Here is a 15,698-nt window from a genome sequence, read left to right as displayed (position 1 = left end):
CCCCGCCCCCGGCCGTCCGGCCGGGGGCTCCCGCGCTCGGGAACAGGCGTGCCGCGTGCGCCGAACGCTGCGGTGGCCGGAACAGGCCGTACACGGCCCCGGCCACCGCCCTCGGCCCTGGCTAAAGTACGCACATGCACGAACACGGCGCCCCTCGGCCGCAGGACCCCCGCTCTCCCCGGCCCTCCGGCCCGCAACCCCCCGCCGGCCCTCCCCCCGGCCCTCCCCCCGGGCAGCCGCAGGGGGGACCTCCCCCGGGCCACCCCGGGCAGCCCCACCCCGGGCAGCCGCCCGCCAAGAAGAGCTCGGTCGGTAAGACCCTCGCCTGGATCGGCTGCGGCTGCGGCACGCTCCTCCTCCTCGCCACGGCCGGTATCGGGTTCGGCGGCGCCTACTACCTCGGCTGGTTCGGCCCGGAGGACGTCTACTCCGCCCCGCAGGACCCCTGCGCGGTCCTGGACACCGAGGCCGCGAGCGAGATCGCCGGGAACGGCGAGAACCTGGAGATCTTCGAAGCGGACCATTCCTACGCGTACGGTGCCGAGGGCCTGGAGTGCGTGGTCCACCCCGGGTGGGGGGCCGCCTCCGGCCACGAGGTGGACCTGCGCGTCATCGTCTTCACCAGCGAGGTCGACGGGCTCAGCAAGGAGAACGGCACCGAGGCCGCCCAGGCCTACTACTACTCCTCCCGCCCGGAGTCGGACGGCTCCGAGTCGCCGGACTGCCCGGGCGTCGGGTTCCCGCTCACCGGCACCCGGGACGGCTCCGGCCACGCCCTCCACCGCATGGACAACCTCGTCCTCGAGGTCGAGGTGAAGCCCGCGGAGCCGGACGTCCAGGAGACGCTCGACGAGGCGGGCCGCACCCAGGCGGCGCTGGACCTGCTCTGCGACGCCGCCCCCCGCGTGGAGTGAGGGCCGCGCCCTCCTGCGGCCCGGCCCCCGTCAGGAGCCGGGCCGGGCCTCCGCCGGGAATTCCACGACCGCGCGGAGGCCACCCGCGGGCCGCGCCGTGAGGGTGAGCGCCCCGTCGTGCGCCCGGGCGATGCTCTGGACGATGGCCAGCCCCAGCCCGACACCCGCGTGGTCGGTGTGAACGCGCTCGGTCCCCCGGCGGAACGGCTCGGTGAGGGTCGCGACCAGCTCCGGGGCGAGCCGATCGCCGGTGTTCTCGACGGTCAGCACCACCCCTCCCCCGGCACTCGCCCCGGCGCGGACCCGCACCTCGCCGTGCTCCGGGAGGTTGTGGACGATCGCGTTCTGGACGAGGTTCGTGGTCAGCAGCAGCAGGAGCGCGGGCGAGCCGAGCACGGGGGCGATGTCCCCGTCGGTCTCCAAGGAGACCCTGCGCTTCTCCGCCAGGGGCAGCAGGGTCTCGGCGGCCTCCTCCGCCACCAGGGACAGGTCGACCCGCTCCCGCGCGAAGGCCCGCCGGTCGGCGCGGCCGAGCACGAGCAGCGCCTCGGTGAGGTCGATCGCCCGGGTGTTGACGACGTGGAGGCGGTCGACGAGCTCACCGGGGTCGCGGCCGGGGTCGGTGCGCGCCACGTCCAGGAGCGCCTTGGAGATCGCCAGCGGGGTGCGCAGCTCGTGCGAGGCGTTGGCCGCGAACCTCTGCTGCTCGGCGACGTGCGCCTCGATCCGCGCGAGCATGGAGTCGAAGGCGTCGGCGAGTTCGCGGAACTCGTCCGCGCGTCCCGGCAACCGGATCCGGTGGGAGAGCGACCCGGCCGACGCCAGCCGGGTGGCGTCGGTGATCCGCCTCAGCGGCGCCAGCATGCGCCCGGCCAGGATCCACCCTCCCACCAGGCCGAACACCAGCAGGAACGCCATCACCCCGACCGTCGCCGGCAGGTAGGAGCGCAGGAGCACGGCGCTGACGGGCGTGAAGTCGCCCGGCCCGTGCGACACCACCTGCACGTCGCGCAACAGGAACCCCCACACGGTGGCGAGCAGCAGGGCGCCCGCGACCATGAGGAACCCGGCGTAGGTGAGGGTGAGCCTGAGCCGGACGCTCGGCCCCGGCGCCCTATCCACGGGCCCCTCCCCCGCCGACTTCCGCACCGCCTCCCCGGTCCGCGCCCCGGTCCCCTCCCCCGGTCCCCGTGTCGATGCGGTACCCCACCCCCGGCACGGTGGCGATGACCCAGGGCTCCCCCAGGCGCTTGCGCAGCGCCGAGACCGTGATGCGCACCGCGTTGGTGAACGGGTCGGCGTTCTCGTCCCACGCCCGCTCCAGCAGCGCCTCGGCGCTGACGACCCCGCCCTCCGCCGCCATGAGGACGTCGAGGACCGCGAACTGCTTGCGGGTGAGCGCCACGTAGTGGCCGTCCCGGTGGACCTCGCGGCGGAACGGGTCCAGGCGCAGCCCCGCGATCTCCCGCACCGGCGGCCTGCTGTGGGCGCGCCTGCGGTCGAGCGCCCTGAGGCGGAGCACGAGCTCGCGCATTTCGAACGGCTTCGTCAGGTAGTCGTCGGCGCCGAGCCCGAACCCCGAGGCCTTGTCGTCGAGGCGGTCGGCGGCGGTGAGCATCAGGATCGGCATGCCGCTGCCGGAGGCGACGATGTGCCGGGCGACCTCGTCGCCGGACGGCCCGGGGACGTCCCGGTCCAGGACGGCGATGTCGTAGGCGTTGACGTCCAGCAGCTCCAGGGCCGTGTCGCCGTCGCCGGCGACGTCCGCGGCGATCGCCGCCAGGCGCAGACCGTCGCGGATGGCCTCCGCCAGGTAGGGCTCGTCCTCGACGACCAAGACTCGCATGTCCCCAGGTTAGGAGCCGGAGCATATCGTCGGCGTATCCGGAACCGCATACGCGCCGGCGACACCGCACCGCCTTGACTCGGGGCATGGCCCGAACACGGACAGCGCCCCCCGGACCCGCCCGGCTTCGGCCGGGCCGTCTCCGGCCGGGCCCCTCGGCGGCGACGGCCCGGCCGTCCGGGCACGGCGTGGGGCACGGACCGTGCCGGGTCCACCGGAACGGGGCCTGGCACTATGAGCCGCACCCCGAGGCCGCCGGCCGCGGCCGCCCGGACATGTACGCCGACCCCGCCCAGGACCCGAGGATGCAGCGGTGAACGACATCGAACACGAACCGGCACGCGCGGACGCCGCGCGGTCGGACACCCCGGCCGCGGGCGCCCCGGACACGGACGCCCCGAGGGACGGCGGCGGCCGGAGCGCGGGCGCGCTCCGGGCGTTCCGCGGCCTCCTGGCCCCGGCGCCGTGGCGGCGCGGCCCGGTGCTCGCGGCCTCCGCGCTCGCCCTCGGCCTGCTCCTGCTGTTCCACGCGCACGTCCCCAACCGGATCGGGGGCCTGGGCAGCCTGGTCGAGAGCTTCCTGCCGTGGCTCGGCCTGCCGGTCCCCGTGCTGCTGGCCGCGGCGCTGTGGCGCCGCTCCGCCTCCGCCGCGGTCGCGCTGCTGCTCCCGGTCGCGGTGTGGCTGAACCTCTTCGGCGGGCTGCCCGGCGACAGGGCGCAGGAGGGCGGCGACCTCACCGTGGTGAGCCACAACGTCGGCGCCGACAACCCCGACCCGGCCGGCACCGCCCGGGACCTGGCCGCCTCCGGCGCGGACGTGCTGGCCCTGGTGGAGCTGACCGGGCCGGCCGGGGGCGTGTACGAGGAGGAGCTGGCCGACGAGTACCCGTACCACGCCGTGCTGGGCACGGTCGGGGTGTGGAGCAGGCTGCCGCTGTCCGACACCCGCCCGGTCGACACCGCGATGGACGCCGGGCCGCTGGGGGAGGCCAAACCCGACGAGGTCACGATGGCGTACAACCGCGCGCTGCGCACCACGGTCGCCACGGACCGGGGGCCGCTGGAGGTGTACGTGGCCCACCTGGGGTCCGTGCGGCTGACGCCCCGGACCGGGTTCTGGACGGACAGCCGGGACCGCAACGCGCAGGCGCTCGCCGAGGCCCTCGCCGCCGAGCCCGGCGAGCGGGTGGTGCTGCTCGGCGACCTCAACGGCACCGTGGACGACCGCGCGCTGTCCGGTATCACCGCGCTCCTGGAGCCGGTCCAGGACACGGCCGGGGACGGCTTCGGGTTCAGCTGGCCCGCGGCGTTCCCGGTGGCGCGGATCGACCACATCCTGGTCCGGGGCGTCGAGGCGGAGGGCTCGTGGGTGCTGCCGGCCACCGGGAGCGACCACCTTCCGGTGGCGGCCGGGCTCCGCTGACGGCGCCCGCGGGACCGCGCCGCCCGGGCCGCGGCCCGGGCCCGGGTCCGGCTCAGACCGGGGTCCGGCGGGCCAGGGTGTCGTAGGTGTCGGTGGTGCGCTCCAGCTCCACGCCCAGGCCGCGGGCCCAGGCGTCGAGCCCGGCCTGGGCGGCCCGCCCGTCGCGGTCGTCGTCGACCACCAGCTCCAGTTCCAGGAACACCCCGGCCCCCGCCATCTCGTCGACGCACACGCCGATCGGCCCTGCGGTCCCGGTGCGGCGGGTCTTGACGATGCGCACGCTCGGGACGTAGCCGAGCGCCGTCAGCACACCGTGCATCGCCTCCCGGTCGGCGACGGCCGTCTCGTGCTCGACGCACTCCATGGCGTTCGCCACGGGGGTCTTGGTCGTGACGGTGTGCGTCCGGCCCTGGGTGCGCAGGCGGGCGAAGGTGAACCCGGCCTTCCCCTGGGACGGGTCCCAGCCCCGGGGGGCGTAGGCCTGGTCGTCCTGGCGGGCCGGGGCGCCGAGCTCGACACCGGCGGCCGCCAGCGCGGCGAGCAGGGCGTCGGGGTCGCGCACCCGGTACTTCGTCTCGATCTCCCGCGCCATCACAGGCCTTCCCGGTCCGGGTGTCACCGTCCCGGGGAGGCTACCGCCGCGGACCGGACCGCGTCCGGGAAACCGGGGGATCGGCGGACCGGCCCGGCCGACAGGTCCGAGCCGTTCAAAGGGCCGCACCGGAGGGTCCGAACCGCCGGAGGGGCAGAGGAATCCCAGGGGCCGGAGGAGTCCGAGAAGCCGGAGGACCGATGTCCGTGCCGTACCGCGACCCGTCCTGGGTGAGGGACCTGGTGGTGGCCGCCGCCCCGGGGCTCGCCGTGCCGCGCACCATGATCGGGCGCGCCGCCGAGCGCCGCCTGGCCGGGGACTGGCGCGGTGCCTGCGCGGCCGCCCGGATGGACGTCCGCCTCGACCCCGGCCGGGCCAGCCGGGAGCACGGCGCGGAGCTCGCCGACGCCCTCCTGGACGACCTCCACCACCTGGTGCCCGACCTGGTCCGCTGGCACTTCCCCCGGTCCGCCTTCCCCGGCCGGGCGGAGCTGAGCCCCTCCTCCGCGGTGGTCCTGTCCCGCCCCGGCGGCGGTCCGGGTCCACGGCTGGTCGTGCTCGCCCCCAGGAGCGGGCACATGGCGCCGCAGCGCCTGGCCCTGGACCTGTTGGACCCGGCCGCCTTGGCCGACCTCGACCGAAGTCCCGTGCAGCGGTACTACGACGAGGGCGGTGTCCTCTCCTGGGAGGAGGAGAGGTACCTGTGGGACGACCGGTACGTGCATGAGGCCCGCGAGCGCTGGGGCGGGAGCGCAGAGCGCGCCCCCTTCCTGGAGCCCGACGGCACCCCGCGCGCCAGGGGGCTCCTCCCCCGCGCGGACCCGGGGCCCGGCGCCGATCCCGCCGTCCGGTCCGAGTGGGTCGTCACCCTGAGGCAGACCGGGCGGAACAGCGGCGCGGCCGCGGCGGCCGCCGCGGCCGGAGTCCCCGGGTGGCTGCCCCGCGACCTCGTCACGGTCCTGAGGGGCGGGTCCCCCGACCACCTGCACCCGGCCGTCCGCGCCGCCCTCGCCCCGGCCCGGACCGGGGACGGCCCCGTCGGCCCGCCGCCCTGGGAGCCCCCGCCGCCGGTGTGGGTCGACTGCGGCGGAGTGGGGCACCTGGTCACCCTGAGGGACGGCCGGCTGCGGGGACCGCACACCGAGCGGGAGCACGAACGCGAGGAGGCGCTGCGCGCCTTCGGCGGGCGCCGCCGCGGGTGCTTCGAGGTGTCCGACGCCTGGCGTACCGCCCGGGGCCGGCTGCCCCGTGAGCTGCGCGCCCACCGGACGGAACTGTTCGAGCGCGTCCGGCACGGCGACACCGACGCGGTCCTGCGCTATCTGGCGGCGGGCGGGGACCCGCAGGTCCGCAACGACGAGGGGGAGACCCTGCTGCACCGCCTCTCCCTGGTGGACCACGCGGTGCTGCTGCCCCGGCTCCTGGCGGCGGGCCTCGACGTGGACGCCGAGGCCCGGCCCGGGATCACCCCGCTGTACAACGCGGCCCGGTACGACGGGGACGCCGCGCTGGTCCGGGCGCTGGTCGCCGCGGGCGCCCGCACCGACGGGCTCGGCACGCCGGCGCGGGGGCGGCTGTCGCTGGCCTCCGTCGTCGACCGGGGTGTGAAGGCGGGCCGGTACACCGACCCCGGGCCGTGGACCGAACTGCTGCGCGACCTGGAGCAGGCCGCGAACGGAGCGCCGTGAACCGGGCCCGGCACCCTCCGGGGGCCGCCTCCCCGTACGGTGCGTCCGGGGCTTCTGGAAAGCTGTGCCGGAAAGGTCCGGATCGGTGAAGGAGAACGCCGCGTGAACCCCTCGAAGGCGCATCGGCCGATGCGCGCCGCCGGGCTGCGCAAGGGCCGCCGATTCGGCGTCCCGCGCACCATGATCGAGCGCGCCGCCGAGCGCCGCCTGGCCGGGGACTGGCTCGGTGCCTGCGCCGCAGCCGACGTGGCGGTCGACCTCGACCTGCGGGCGCTGCGGCGCGAACACGGCGCGGAGTTCACCGACCGGCTCTTGGACGACCTCCACCACCTGGTGCCCGACCTGCTCCGCTGGCACTTCCCCCGGTTCTGGCACGGCGACGGCCGGCTGCTGCCCGGCCAGCGGCTGCTGCTGTCCCAGCCCGGCGGAGCGGACGGCCCCTGGCTGTCGGTCCACCGGACCGACCCGCACACCTACGGCCACCGCCGCCTGGTCCTGAAGGTCGTCGGGCACTCCTGGTCGGACGTCCTGCTGGAGCGCTGCGAGTCCGCCATGCGGGTGAACCACTGGGAGAACCTCCCGCACGTGTGGGAGACCTCCCGGTACCTGTGGGACATCAGGCACGTGCACGAGGCCCGCGAACGATGGGGCGGGAGCGCCGAACGCGCCCCCTTCCTGAACCCCGACGGCACCCCCCGCACCCCCGGCGAACCGCCCGCCGCCGACCCCGGCCCCGGCGACCGGGCCGCCCGCACCGAATGGATCGACGGCCTGCACCGCGCCGGACGGGTGGCCGAGGCCTTCGCCGCCGCCGGGATCGTGTTCGACCCCGCCCCCGTGGAGAGGGAGTACACCGGCCCGGTGGACCCGGTCGAAGCGCTCTCCTACACGCCCCTGGCCGTGTCCCGGCTGGCCGGCGAGGTCGAACGGCTGGCGGAGGCCGGGCTCGGGACCGTGCACTGGTTCCCCTACGACGCGGACGGCCGCTTCGTGGTCGAGCGCTCCCCCGACGGGTCCACGTCGTTCCGCCTGGAGGCGTGGAGGTCCTGGGATAAGGACGGCGGCGGGGCGATCCTCCCCGAGGTGTGCCGCCTGCCCCCGGTCGACGTGGACGTGGTCCGCGACGGCCTGTCCCCCGACGAGCTCCACCCCCTGGTCCGCGAGGCGCTGGCCCCAGCCCGTCCGCCGGCCGAGGGCCCGGTCGGCCCTCCCCCGCCCCTCTCCCCCGGACCGGTGCGGGTGCGCTGCAACGGCGCGTGGCACACCCTCTCCCACGCCGACGGCCGCCTGGCCGTCCCGCACACGGATCAGGAACAGGAACGCGAGGCCGCGCTGCGCGCCCTGGGCGGAGCGGCGACCGGCTGCCACGGGGCCCGCGAGGCGTGGACCACCGGCCGGGGCCGCCTGCCCCGGGCGCTGGCCCGCCTGCGCGACGACCTGTTCGACCGGGTAAAGCAGGGGGACACCGACGCGCTGCTCGCCTACCTGGACGCGGGCGGCGACCCGCGGGTCCGCGACCGGGGCGGCCGGTCCCTGCTGCACTACCTGCACCTGCTCGACCACGAGGCCCTGCTGCCGCGCCTACTGGCCGCCGGAGCGGAGGTCGACGCCCGGGACGGCGAGGAGCAGACCCCGCTGTTCCGCACCACCCGGCTGGGCGGTCCGCCGGACCTGGCCCGGGCGCTGCTGGAGGCGGGCGCGCGGACGGAGGACATCGGCGGCGACGACCGGCACGGCGAGACGTTCGAGGACGCCGTCGACGTGCGCTGGGAGGCCGACGGCTCCGACCCGGCCTGGCAGGCGCTCATCGGCGAAGGAGAGGAAGAGGAATGAACGCCGGACCACAGAACACAGCGGGGAACGCGCGGACCGGGGGGCGGACCGACCTGCCGCGGTACCTCCGCCGCCATCCGGTGCCGTGGACGATGATCGAGCGCGCCACCGAGTGCCGCCTCGACGGTGACTGGGAGGGCGCCTGCGAGGCCGCCGGGGTCGACGTGTGGATCGACCTGGACCGCGTGCGCCGGGACCAGGGCGCGGAGGCGGCGGACGCGGTCCAAGAGGATCTGCTCCATCTCGTCCCCGACCTGCTGCGCTGGCACTTCCCGCGGGCCCTGTACTCACCCGCCGCGCTGGTCCCCGCGGACGGCTTCGAGCTCTCCCGGCACGGCGACGGCCGGGGCCCACGGATCACGGCCCGGCTCCGGTGGGACGACGCCGGCACGCCGGAGGGCGTCATCCTGGACGTGGACACCGATGCCGAGCCGGACCGCGGCCGCGGGGAGGAGGTCCTCCGACAGGTGTCACGGCACCTGTGGGACGCCCGGTACGTCCACGAGACCCGCGAACGGTGGGGCGGGAGCGCCGAACGCGCCCCGTTCCTGAACCCCGACGGCACCCCCCGCACCGTGGCCGAGCTCCCCACCGCCGACCCCGGCCCCGGCGACCCCGCCGCCCGCACCGAATGGATCGACCACCTCCACCGGACCGGACGGATGGCCGAGGCCTTCGCCGCCGCCGGGATCGTGTGCGATCCGGGGGACTTCCCCGGGGGGACCGTGCCCGACCTCGCGTTCCTGTCCCCGGCGCTCCTGTCCGCCGGGTTCTCCCGGCTGACCGCGGCGGGCGGCCCGGAACGGGCCTGCGTCCGCCTGCGCGAGGACTGGGACTCGCCCCGGTTGGAGGTGCGCCGCGACGGGGACCGCATCCGGCTCGGACACCTGGACCGGACGGACGACGCCCCGCTGCTGCCCGAGGCGCTGTGGAAGAGGCCCCCGGACCTGGACGTCCTCCGGGACGGGCTGTCCCCCGACCACCTGCACCCCCTCCTCAGGGAGGCGCTCGCCCCGGCCCGGCCGCCCGCCGACGGACCCGTCGGCCCGCCCCCGTGGGCACCGCTGGAACCGTTCCGGGTCCGCTGCGGCGGGGAGTGGCACACCGTCGAGCTCTCCGGCGGCCGCCTCAACGTTCCGCACCGGGACGAGGACCTGGCCCGGGAGACCGTGCTGGGCGCGCTGGGCGGGCCGGTGCCGGGCTGCCTCCCGGTCCTGCGGGCGTGGGAGACCGGGTACGGGCGGCTGCCCAAGGCGCTGCGCCTGATGCGGGTGGACCTGTTCAGGCGGATCCGCAGCGGCGACACCGACGCCGTCGTGGCCTACCTCGCCTCGGGCGGGGACCCCCGGATCCGCGGCGGGCAGGGGGACACCCTGCTGCACCTCCTGCACCTGCTGGACCATAGGGCCCCCGTGCCCGGACCGTCGGGCGCGGACGGCCCCGGGGACGGGGTTCCCCTGCTGCGGGCGCTGCTCGACGCGGGACTCGACCTCGACGCCGTGAACGACGAGGGGTTCACCCCGCTGGGCACGGCCGTGTGCTCCGGCGGAGTGCTCTCGCTGCTGCGGGCGCTCCTGGACGCGGGCGCGCGCACCGAGGGCATCGCGCCCGAAGAGGACGACGGCCCCGGCCTGCGGGACCTGGACGACCTCGTCGAGGAGCGGGCGGCCTCGACCCACCCGGCCAGGGCCCAAGCGCTGAGGGAACTGCTGTGACCGTCCCCCGCCGCCCGTCCTCCGCGTCGCACCGCCCGGAGCGGGCGGGCGCGCTGATGCGGATCCGCCGCTTCGCGGTGCCGCGGGAGATGATCGGGCGCGCCACCGAGCGCCGCCTGGCCGGAGACTGGCGCGGCGCCTGCGAGGCCGCGGGCATCGACGTGCGCCTCGACCCGGAGCAGGCGCGCCGAGAGCACGGCGCGGAGTTCGCCGACGCCCTCCTGGACGACCTGCGCCACCTCGTGCCCGACCTGGTCCGCTGGCACCACCCCCGGCAGGCCGACGACCGGACCGGGGTGGAGGAGCACCTGTTCCCGGTGCTGTCCCGCCCCGGGGGCGACCGGGGCCCGTGGCTGACGGTCCGCTCCCCCCGGCGGCGCACGAGCCGGTACGAGGGGGGTCCCTGGTCGCAGCGCCTCGTGCTGGGGCTGACGGCCCACGAGGAACTGACCCTCGACACGTCCCCCGGGCGGACCCGGCTGTACGAACCGCAGCTGTGGTCCTCGTCGCGGTACCTGTGGGACGTCCGGCACGTGCACGAGACCCGCGAGCGCTGGGGCGGCGGCCCCGACCGCGCCCCCTTCCTGAACCCCGACGGCACCCCCTGCACCGTGGCCGAGCTCCCCACCGCCGACCCCGGCCCCGGCGACCCCGCCGCCCGCACCGAATGGATCGACCACCTCCACCAGACCGGACGGGTCGCCGAGGCGCTGCGCGCCGCCGGGGTCGAGGCCGCCGATGAGGGGACGGTCCGGGTCCTGGAGCGGGTACCCGTGTCCGCGGGACGGTGGCGGGCGGAGCTCGGCGGCCTGGCCGCCCTCGGGTACGGGGCGGCCGCCGGGTTCCCCGACTCGTACCACCTCAGGATCACCGTCCGGTACGACGGACACCGGGTCCGGGTGGCCATGACCCCGTACGGGGGCGCGGAGCCGGATCCGGCACTGTCCCTGCCCAGGGCTTGCTGGGCCCGGCCGGAGGACGTCGACGCGGTCCGGGACGGGCTGTCCCCCGACCACCTGCACCCCCTCCTCAGGGAGGCGCTCGCCCCGGCCCGGCCGCCCGCCGACGGACCCGTCGGTCCGCCCCCGTGGGAACCCGTCGCACCGGTCCGGGCGCGCTGTGGAAAGGAGTGGCACACCCTCTCCCTGCGGGACGGGCGCCTGGTCACCCCGCACACCGGGGAGGAGCAGGCCCGGGAGCGGGCGCTGTCGGCCCTGGGCGGCACCGTCAGCCCCTGCTTCCGCGCCGCCGAGTCCTGGCGTACCGGACGGGGGTGGCTGCCCAAGGGTCTGCACGCCCGGCGGGCCGAGCTCTTCGAGCGGATCCGGCACGGCGACACCGGCGCCCTGGTCGACTACCTGGACACCGGCGGCGACCCTCGCGTCCGCGACGGCGAGCTCAACACCCTGCTCCACGAGCTGTACCACCTCGATCACACGGTGCTGCTGCCGCGTCTGCTGGAGGCCGGGCTCGACGTGGACGCGGAGAACGGGCTGCGCTCGACCCCGGTCCACCGGGCGCTCCGCTACGGCGGGGACCCGTCCCTGGTCCGGGCGCTGATCGCCGCCGGGGCCCGCACCCGGGCCATCGCCTACGACCGCTCCCGTCCCCTGGACCTGCGATCGGAGCTGGAGTCGGTGTCGGGCCACCGCGTGCCCGCCGACCCGGAACGCTGGTGGGAACTGCTGGAGGAGCTGCGCGGGCCGGAGGGGCCGGCCGCCCCCGGAAGAGGACTCCCCCGGCCGAGGAGGGACCCGTGAGCCGGTCCGACCGCGCGAACCACCTGGCGCGGCACCGCCGCTTCTCGGTGACGCGGGAGATGATCGAGCGCGCCACCGAGCGCCGTCTGGCCGGGGACTGGCGCGGCGCCTGCGAGGCCGCCGGGGTCGACGTCCGGATCGACCCCGACCGGGTCCGCGGCGAGCACGGCGCGCAGGTTGCCGACGCCCTCCTGGACGACCTGCGCCACCTCGTCCCGGACCTGGTCCGCTGGCACTTCCCCCGCGCCCCGGTCCGGGACCGGCCGGAGCTGCGGGCCTCCGCCGCCGTGACGCTGTCCCGTCCCGGGCCCGGGCTGCGGCTGGCCGTCCTGTCCCCCGCTCCCCTGGGCGCGCCCGGTCACCGGCTCGTGCTGGAGGTCGCCGACGGGCCCCTCACCGGTGACCGGGGCGCCTACGGGCGCGGCATCCGCCGGTACGTGGAGCCGTGGGAGGGGAAGCGGTACCTGTGGGACGCCCGGTACGTCCACGAGACCCGCGAACGGTGGGGCGGGAGCGCCGAGCGCGCCCCGTTCCTGAACCCCGACGGCTCCGTGCGCGGCCCCCACCTGCTCCCCTCCGAGGACCCCGGCCCCGGGGGCGACCCCGCCGCCCGCTCCGAGTGGGCGGCCTCCCCGGGCCGGGGAGGGTCCGGCCCGCACCCGGGCGCAGGAGCCCGGCGGGTGCCCGACGACCTCCACGCGGTCCGGATCGGCCTGCCGCCGGACCACCTGCACCCCGTGGTCCGGGCGGCGCTGGCCCCGGCCCTGCCGCCCGCCGACGGCCCGGTGGGGCCGCCGCCCTGGGAGCCGCCGGAGCCGGTCCGGGTGCGATGCGGCGGCGCGTGGCACCTCGTCTCCCTGCGCGACGGGCGGCTCGCCGGACCGCACACCGACGCGGAGTACGCCCGGGAGTCGGCGCTGCGAGCGCTCGGCGGCCGGAGCCACGGGTGCTTCCGGGTGGCCGGGATCTGGCGCACCGGCGGGAGGGGGCTGCCCTGGCGGCTGCGCGACCACCGGACGGAGTTCTTCGCCCGCGTCCGGAACGGCGGCACCGACACCGTCCTGCGCTACCTGGCGGCGGGCGGGGACCCCCGGATCCGCGACGGGGCCGGGCTGACCCTGCTGCACCACCTCGCCCACACGGACCACGCGGTGCTGCTCCCCCGGCTGCTCGCCGCCGGGCTCGACGTGGACGCCGAGGCCGGGCCGGGGGTCACCCCGCTGTACTCGGCGGTCAGGCACGGCGGCGACACCGCTCTGGTCCGGGCGCTGATCGCCGCCGGGGCCCGCACCGACGGGCTCGGCGTGGGGAGGCACGCCCCGGAGTCGCTGGCGTCCATCGTCCGCCGGCACACGGGATGGGGCCTGTACCCCGACGCCGGGCCGTGGGAGGAACTGCTCGCGGAGCTGTCGGCCGCGGAGTGACCGGGGCCACCCCGGCCCCGGGCCCGTTCCGTCACCCCCCTTTGGGAGGATCCACGCACGAGCGCGGGAGGAACCGCGGTGCGAACTCCGAGCCCCCGACGACCATCGGAAGAAGACGTGACCATCACCGACACACCGGCGCCGCTCGCGGCCGCCGACGACCTCACCCGGCAGCTCCTCGACCGGCGGTCCGAGCCCGCCGAGAACCCCCAGCTGGAGGCACTGGCCCTGGCGGTCACCGCCAACCTGCCCGTCCTGCTGTGGGGGGAGCCCGGCATCGGCAAGTCCGCCGGGCTGGAGCGCCTCGCCCTGGAGCTGGGGCTGCCGCTGGAGACCGTGATCGCCAGCGTCCACGAGCCCTCCGACTTCTCCGGCCTGCCCGTGGTCGGCGACGACCCGGCCCGCGACGGGGTGCCCATGGCGCCCCCGGCGTGGGCGGTGCGGCTGGCCGCGCGGGGCACCGGGCTGCTGTTCTTCGACGAGCTGTCCTCGGCTCCGCCCGCCGTGCAGGCCGCCCTGCTGCGGGTGGTCCTCGAACGCCGGGTCGGGAGCCTGGAGCTGCCCCCGGCGGTGCGGATCGTGGCCGCGGCCAACCCGCCCTCCAGCGCCGCCGACGGCTGGCACCTGGCCCCGCCGCTGGCCAACCGGTTCGTGCACCTGCGCTGGACCCACGACCCCCGCACCGTGGCCCGCGGCATGACCGGGGTGTGGCCCGCCGCGTCGATGCCGCTGGTCGCCCCGGACCGGGTGTCCACGGCGATCGCCCAGGCCCGCGGTGTGGTGTCCGGCTTCCTCACCGCCCGTCCGGGCCTGGCGCACAGCCTCCCCGAGAGCGCGGAGGGGCGGGGCGGCGCCTGGCCCTCGCCGCGCACCTGGGAGATGGTGCTGCGGCTGCTGGCCACCGGGGGCGCCGCCGGCGCCTCCCGGCAGGCGCTCTCGGAGGCGGTGGTCGGCGCCATCGGCGACGGGGCGGGCCTGGAGCTGCTGTCGTACATGGAGCAGCTCGACCTGCCCGACCCGAACCGGGTGCTCGCCGACCCCAAGGCGTTCGCGCTCCCCGAGCGGGGCGACCGCCAGCTGGCGTTCCTGACCGCGGTGGTGTCGGCGGTGCGCAGCGAGCCGACCCGGCGCCGCTGGGAGGCGGGCTGGCAGGTGCTGGCCAAGGCCGTGGAGGCGGGGGTGCCCGACGTGGCCGCCCGCGCTGCCACCGACCTGGCGATGATGCGCGACCCGGCCTGGCCGGTGCCCGAGGACATCGACGCGTTCGTGGACCTGCTGCGGCTGTCCGGCGCCCTGCCGGGGAGCTGACCCGGTGGAGACCGGGGAGGACGTGGTCCGGCTGGACCGGACCAAACTGCTGGCGGCCCGGTACCGGGCCGCCCAGGACCGCCCCTACCTGGCGGCGGCACTGTACTCGCTGACCGTCGTGGAGACCCGGCAGGTTCCCACGATGGGGGTGGACCGCCGGTGGCGTTGCTACGTGTCGCCGGAGTTCGTGGCGCGCACCCCCGTCCCGGAGCTGGCGGGCGTGTGGGTCCACGAGGTGTCCCACCTGCTGCGCGACCACCACGGGCGCAGCGACCGGCTGCCCGCCGCGGAGCAGCGCGACCACATGCGGGTCAACATCGCCCAGGACTGCGAGATCAACGACGACATCCTCGCCGACGGGCTGCCGCTGCCCGAGGGGACGATGAGCCCCCAGCGGTTCGGGATGCCCGAGGGGCTGATGTTCGAGGCGTACCTGCGGCTGCTGCCCGAAGACGTCAGGAGCCACGACTGCGGGTCGGGCGCGCACGGCGTGGGGCGCCCCTGGGAGGAGCCCGGACCCGCGGGCGGGGTCGGCGACGTGGAGGCGGGGGCGCTGCGCCGGTCCACCGCCGAGGCGATGCGCTCCCACCAGCGCACCCGGGGGTCCCTGCCCGGGGGCTGGAAGCGGTGGGCGGAGGAGATCCTCCAGCCCACCGTGGACTGGCGCCGGGTGCTGGCAGGCGCGGTGCGCGAGGCCCTGGCCTGGGCCGGGGGCGCGGTGGACTACACCTACGCGCGGCCCTCGCGGCGCAGCGGGGCGATGCGCGGGGTGATCCTGCCGAGCCTGCGCCGCCCGATGCCGCGGGTGGCGGTGGTGGTGGACACCTCCGGCTCCATGTCCGAGGACGACCTGGCGGCGGCCCTGGCCGAGGTCTCCGGCGTGCTCAAGGAGGTGGGCGTCGGCAAGGAGCGGGTGGCGGTGCTGTCCTGCGACGCCGACGTGCAGGTGGTCCGCCGGGTGACCTCCGCCGACCAGGTGGAGCTGCTCGGCGGCGGCGGGACCGACATGCGGGTGGGCATCGAGGCGGCGCTGCGCGCCCCGCAGCGCCCGCAGGTGGTCATCGTGCTCACCGACGGGTACACGCCGTGGCCGTCCGAGCCCTCGGCGGCCCGGGTGGTCGCGGCGCTGATCGGCGACGCCCCGCCGGACCCTCCCCCGTGGATCGAGAAGGTGTACGTCACCGGCTGACGCCCA

At 76.9% G+C, this 15,698-nt stretch carries 12 protein-coding genes; 9 read left to right on the top strand and 3 right to left on the bottom strand.

Annotated elements, in window-relative coordinates:
- The first annotated feature begins 134 nt into the window (after positions 1-134).
- Positions 135-914, top strand: a complete 780-nt coding sequence (locus KGD84_RS02490; RefSeq protein ID WP_255646989.1) for a hypothetical protein — start codon at positions 135-137, stop codon at positions 912-914.
- A 30-nt stretch (positions 915-944) separates the two neighbouring features.
- Here the strand turns inward: KGD84_RS02490 and KGD84_RS02485 are convergent, their stop codons facing one another.
- Positions 945-2,036 carry a sensor histidine kinase gene (locus KGD84_RS02485; protein ID WP_220564508.1) on the bottom strand — a complete coding sequence of 364 codons (1,092 nt, stop codon included), beginning with the start codon at positions 2,034-2,036 and terminating at the stop codon, positions 945-947.
- Positions 2,029-2,760 carry a response regulator transcription factor gene (locus tag KGD84_RS02480; RefSeq protein ID WP_220564507.1) on the bottom strand — a complete coding sequence of 244 codons (732 nt, stop codon included), beginning with the start codon at positions 2,758-2,760 and terminating at the stop codon, positions 2,029-2,031. The genes KGD84_RS02485 and KGD84_RS02480 overlap by 8 nt, the downstream gene beginning before the upstream one ends.
- A 451-nt stretch (positions 2,761-3,211) precedes the next feature.
- Here KGD84_RS02480 and KGD84_RS02475 point away from each other — a divergent pair, with 451 nt between their 5' ends.
- A complete protein-coding gene (locus KGD84_RS02475; protein WP_370634677.1) occupies positions 3,212-4,183 on the top strand; it encodes an endonuclease/exonuclease/phosphatase family protein in 972 nt (323 codons plus the stop codon).
- Between the two features lie 52 nt (positions 4,184-4,235).
- Here the strand turns inward: KGD84_RS02475 and KGD84_RS02470 are convergent, their stop codons facing one another.
- Positions 4,236-4,775 carry a class IV adenylate cyclase gene (locus tag KGD84_RS02470; protein ID WP_220564506.1) on the bottom strand — a complete coding sequence of 180 codons (540 nt, stop codon included), beginning with the start codon at positions 4,773-4,775 and terminating at the stop codon, positions 4,236-4,238.
- A 200-nt stretch (positions 4,776-4,975) separates the two neighbouring features.
- Between KGD84_RS02470 and KGD84_RS02465 the strand changes: the two genes are divergently transcribed.
- The 7 genes from KGD84_RS02465 (at position 4,976) to KGD84_RS02435 (ending at position 15,692) form a co-directional block, all read left to right on the top strand.
- Positions 4,976-6,463 carry an ankyrin repeat domain-containing protein gene (locus tag KGD84_RS02465; protein ID WP_220564505.1) on the top strand — a complete coding sequence of 496 codons (1,488 nt, stop codon included), beginning with the start codon at positions 4,976-4,978 and terminating at the stop codon, positions 6,461-6,463.
- A gap of 102 nt (positions 6,464-6,565) precedes the next feature.
- Positions 6,566-8,296, top strand: coding sequence for an ankyrin repeat domain-containing protein (locus KGD84_RS02460; RefSeq protein ID WP_220564504.1), 1,731 nt, complete (start codon positions 6,566-6,568; stop codon positions 8,294-8,296).
- Complete coding sequence (locus KGD84_RS02455; protein WP_220564503.1) at positions 8,293-10,011, top strand: hypothetical protein; 1,719 nt, start codon at positions 8,293-8,295, stop codon at positions 10,009-10,011. Before KGD84_RS02460 ends, KGD84_RS02455 begins: the two co-directional genes overlap by 4 nt.
- Entirely contained in the window at positions 10,008-11,771 is a 1,764-nt protein-coding gene (locus KGD84_RS02450) for an ankyrin repeat domain-containing protein (protein ID WP_220564502.1), read from the top strand. Before KGD84_RS02455 ends, KGD84_RS02450 begins: the two co-directional genes overlap by 4 nt.
- Positions 11,768-13,195: an ankyrin repeat domain-containing protein gene (locus KGD84_RS02445; protein WP_220564501.1), complete on the top strand. Its 1,428-nt coding sequence runs from the start codon at positions 11,768-11,770 to the stop codon at positions 13,193-13,195. The genes KGD84_RS02450 and KGD84_RS02445 overlap by 4 nt, the downstream gene beginning before the upstream one ends.
- A gap of 117 nt (positions 13,196-13,312) precedes the next feature.
- Positions 13,313-14,503 carry an AAA family ATPase gene (locus tag KGD84_RS02440; protein WP_255646987.1) on the top strand — a complete coding sequence of 397 codons (1,191 nt, stop codon included), beginning with the start codon at positions 13,313-13,315 and terminating at the stop codon, positions 14,501-14,503.
- A gap of 4 nt (positions 14,504-14,507) precedes the next feature.
- The gene (locus KGD84_RS02435) at positions 14,508-15,692 is read left to right on the top strand and encodes a vWA domain-containing protein (RefSeq protein ID WP_255646986.1); all 1,185 of its coding nucleotides are present in this window, start codon (positions 14,508-14,510) and stop codon (positions 15,690-15,692) included.
- The last annotated feature ends 6 nt before the right edge of the window (positions 15,693-15,698 follow it).

It is taken from the genome of Nocardiopsis changdeensis (assembly GCF_018316655.1).
In the GTDB taxonomy this organism is placed as follows: Bacteria; Actinomycetota; Actinomycetes; order Streptosporangiales; family Streptosporangiaceae; genus Nocardiopsis; species Nocardiopsis changdeensis.
Note: the sequence above shows the minus strand (reverse complement) of the source record. Positions and strands in the feature narration are given on the sequence as shown.

Excerpts from the sequence above, each read along its gene's own strand:
- KGD84_RS02480 (WP_220564507.1), bottom strand. The coding sequence starts at position 2,760 with ATGCGAGTCTTGGTCGTCGAGGACGAGCCCTACCTGGCGGAGGCCATC.
- KGD84_RS02470 (WP_220564506.1), bottom strand. The coding sequence starts at position 4,775 with ATGGCGCGGGAGATCGAGACGAAGTACCGGGTGCGCGACCCCGACGCC.
- KGD84_RS02490 (WP_255646989.1), top strand. The coding sequence starts at position 135 with ATGCACGAACACGGCGCCCCTCGGCCGCAGGACCCCCGCTCTCCCCGG.
- KGD84_RS02465 (WP_220564505.1), top strand. The coding sequence starts at position 4,976 with ATGTCCGTGCCGTACCGCGACCCGTCCTGGGTGAGGGACCTGGTGGTG.
- KGD84_RS02455 (WP_220564503.1), top strand. The coding sequence starts at position 8,293 with ATGAACGCCGGACCACAGAACACAGCGGGGAACGCGCGGACCGGGGGG.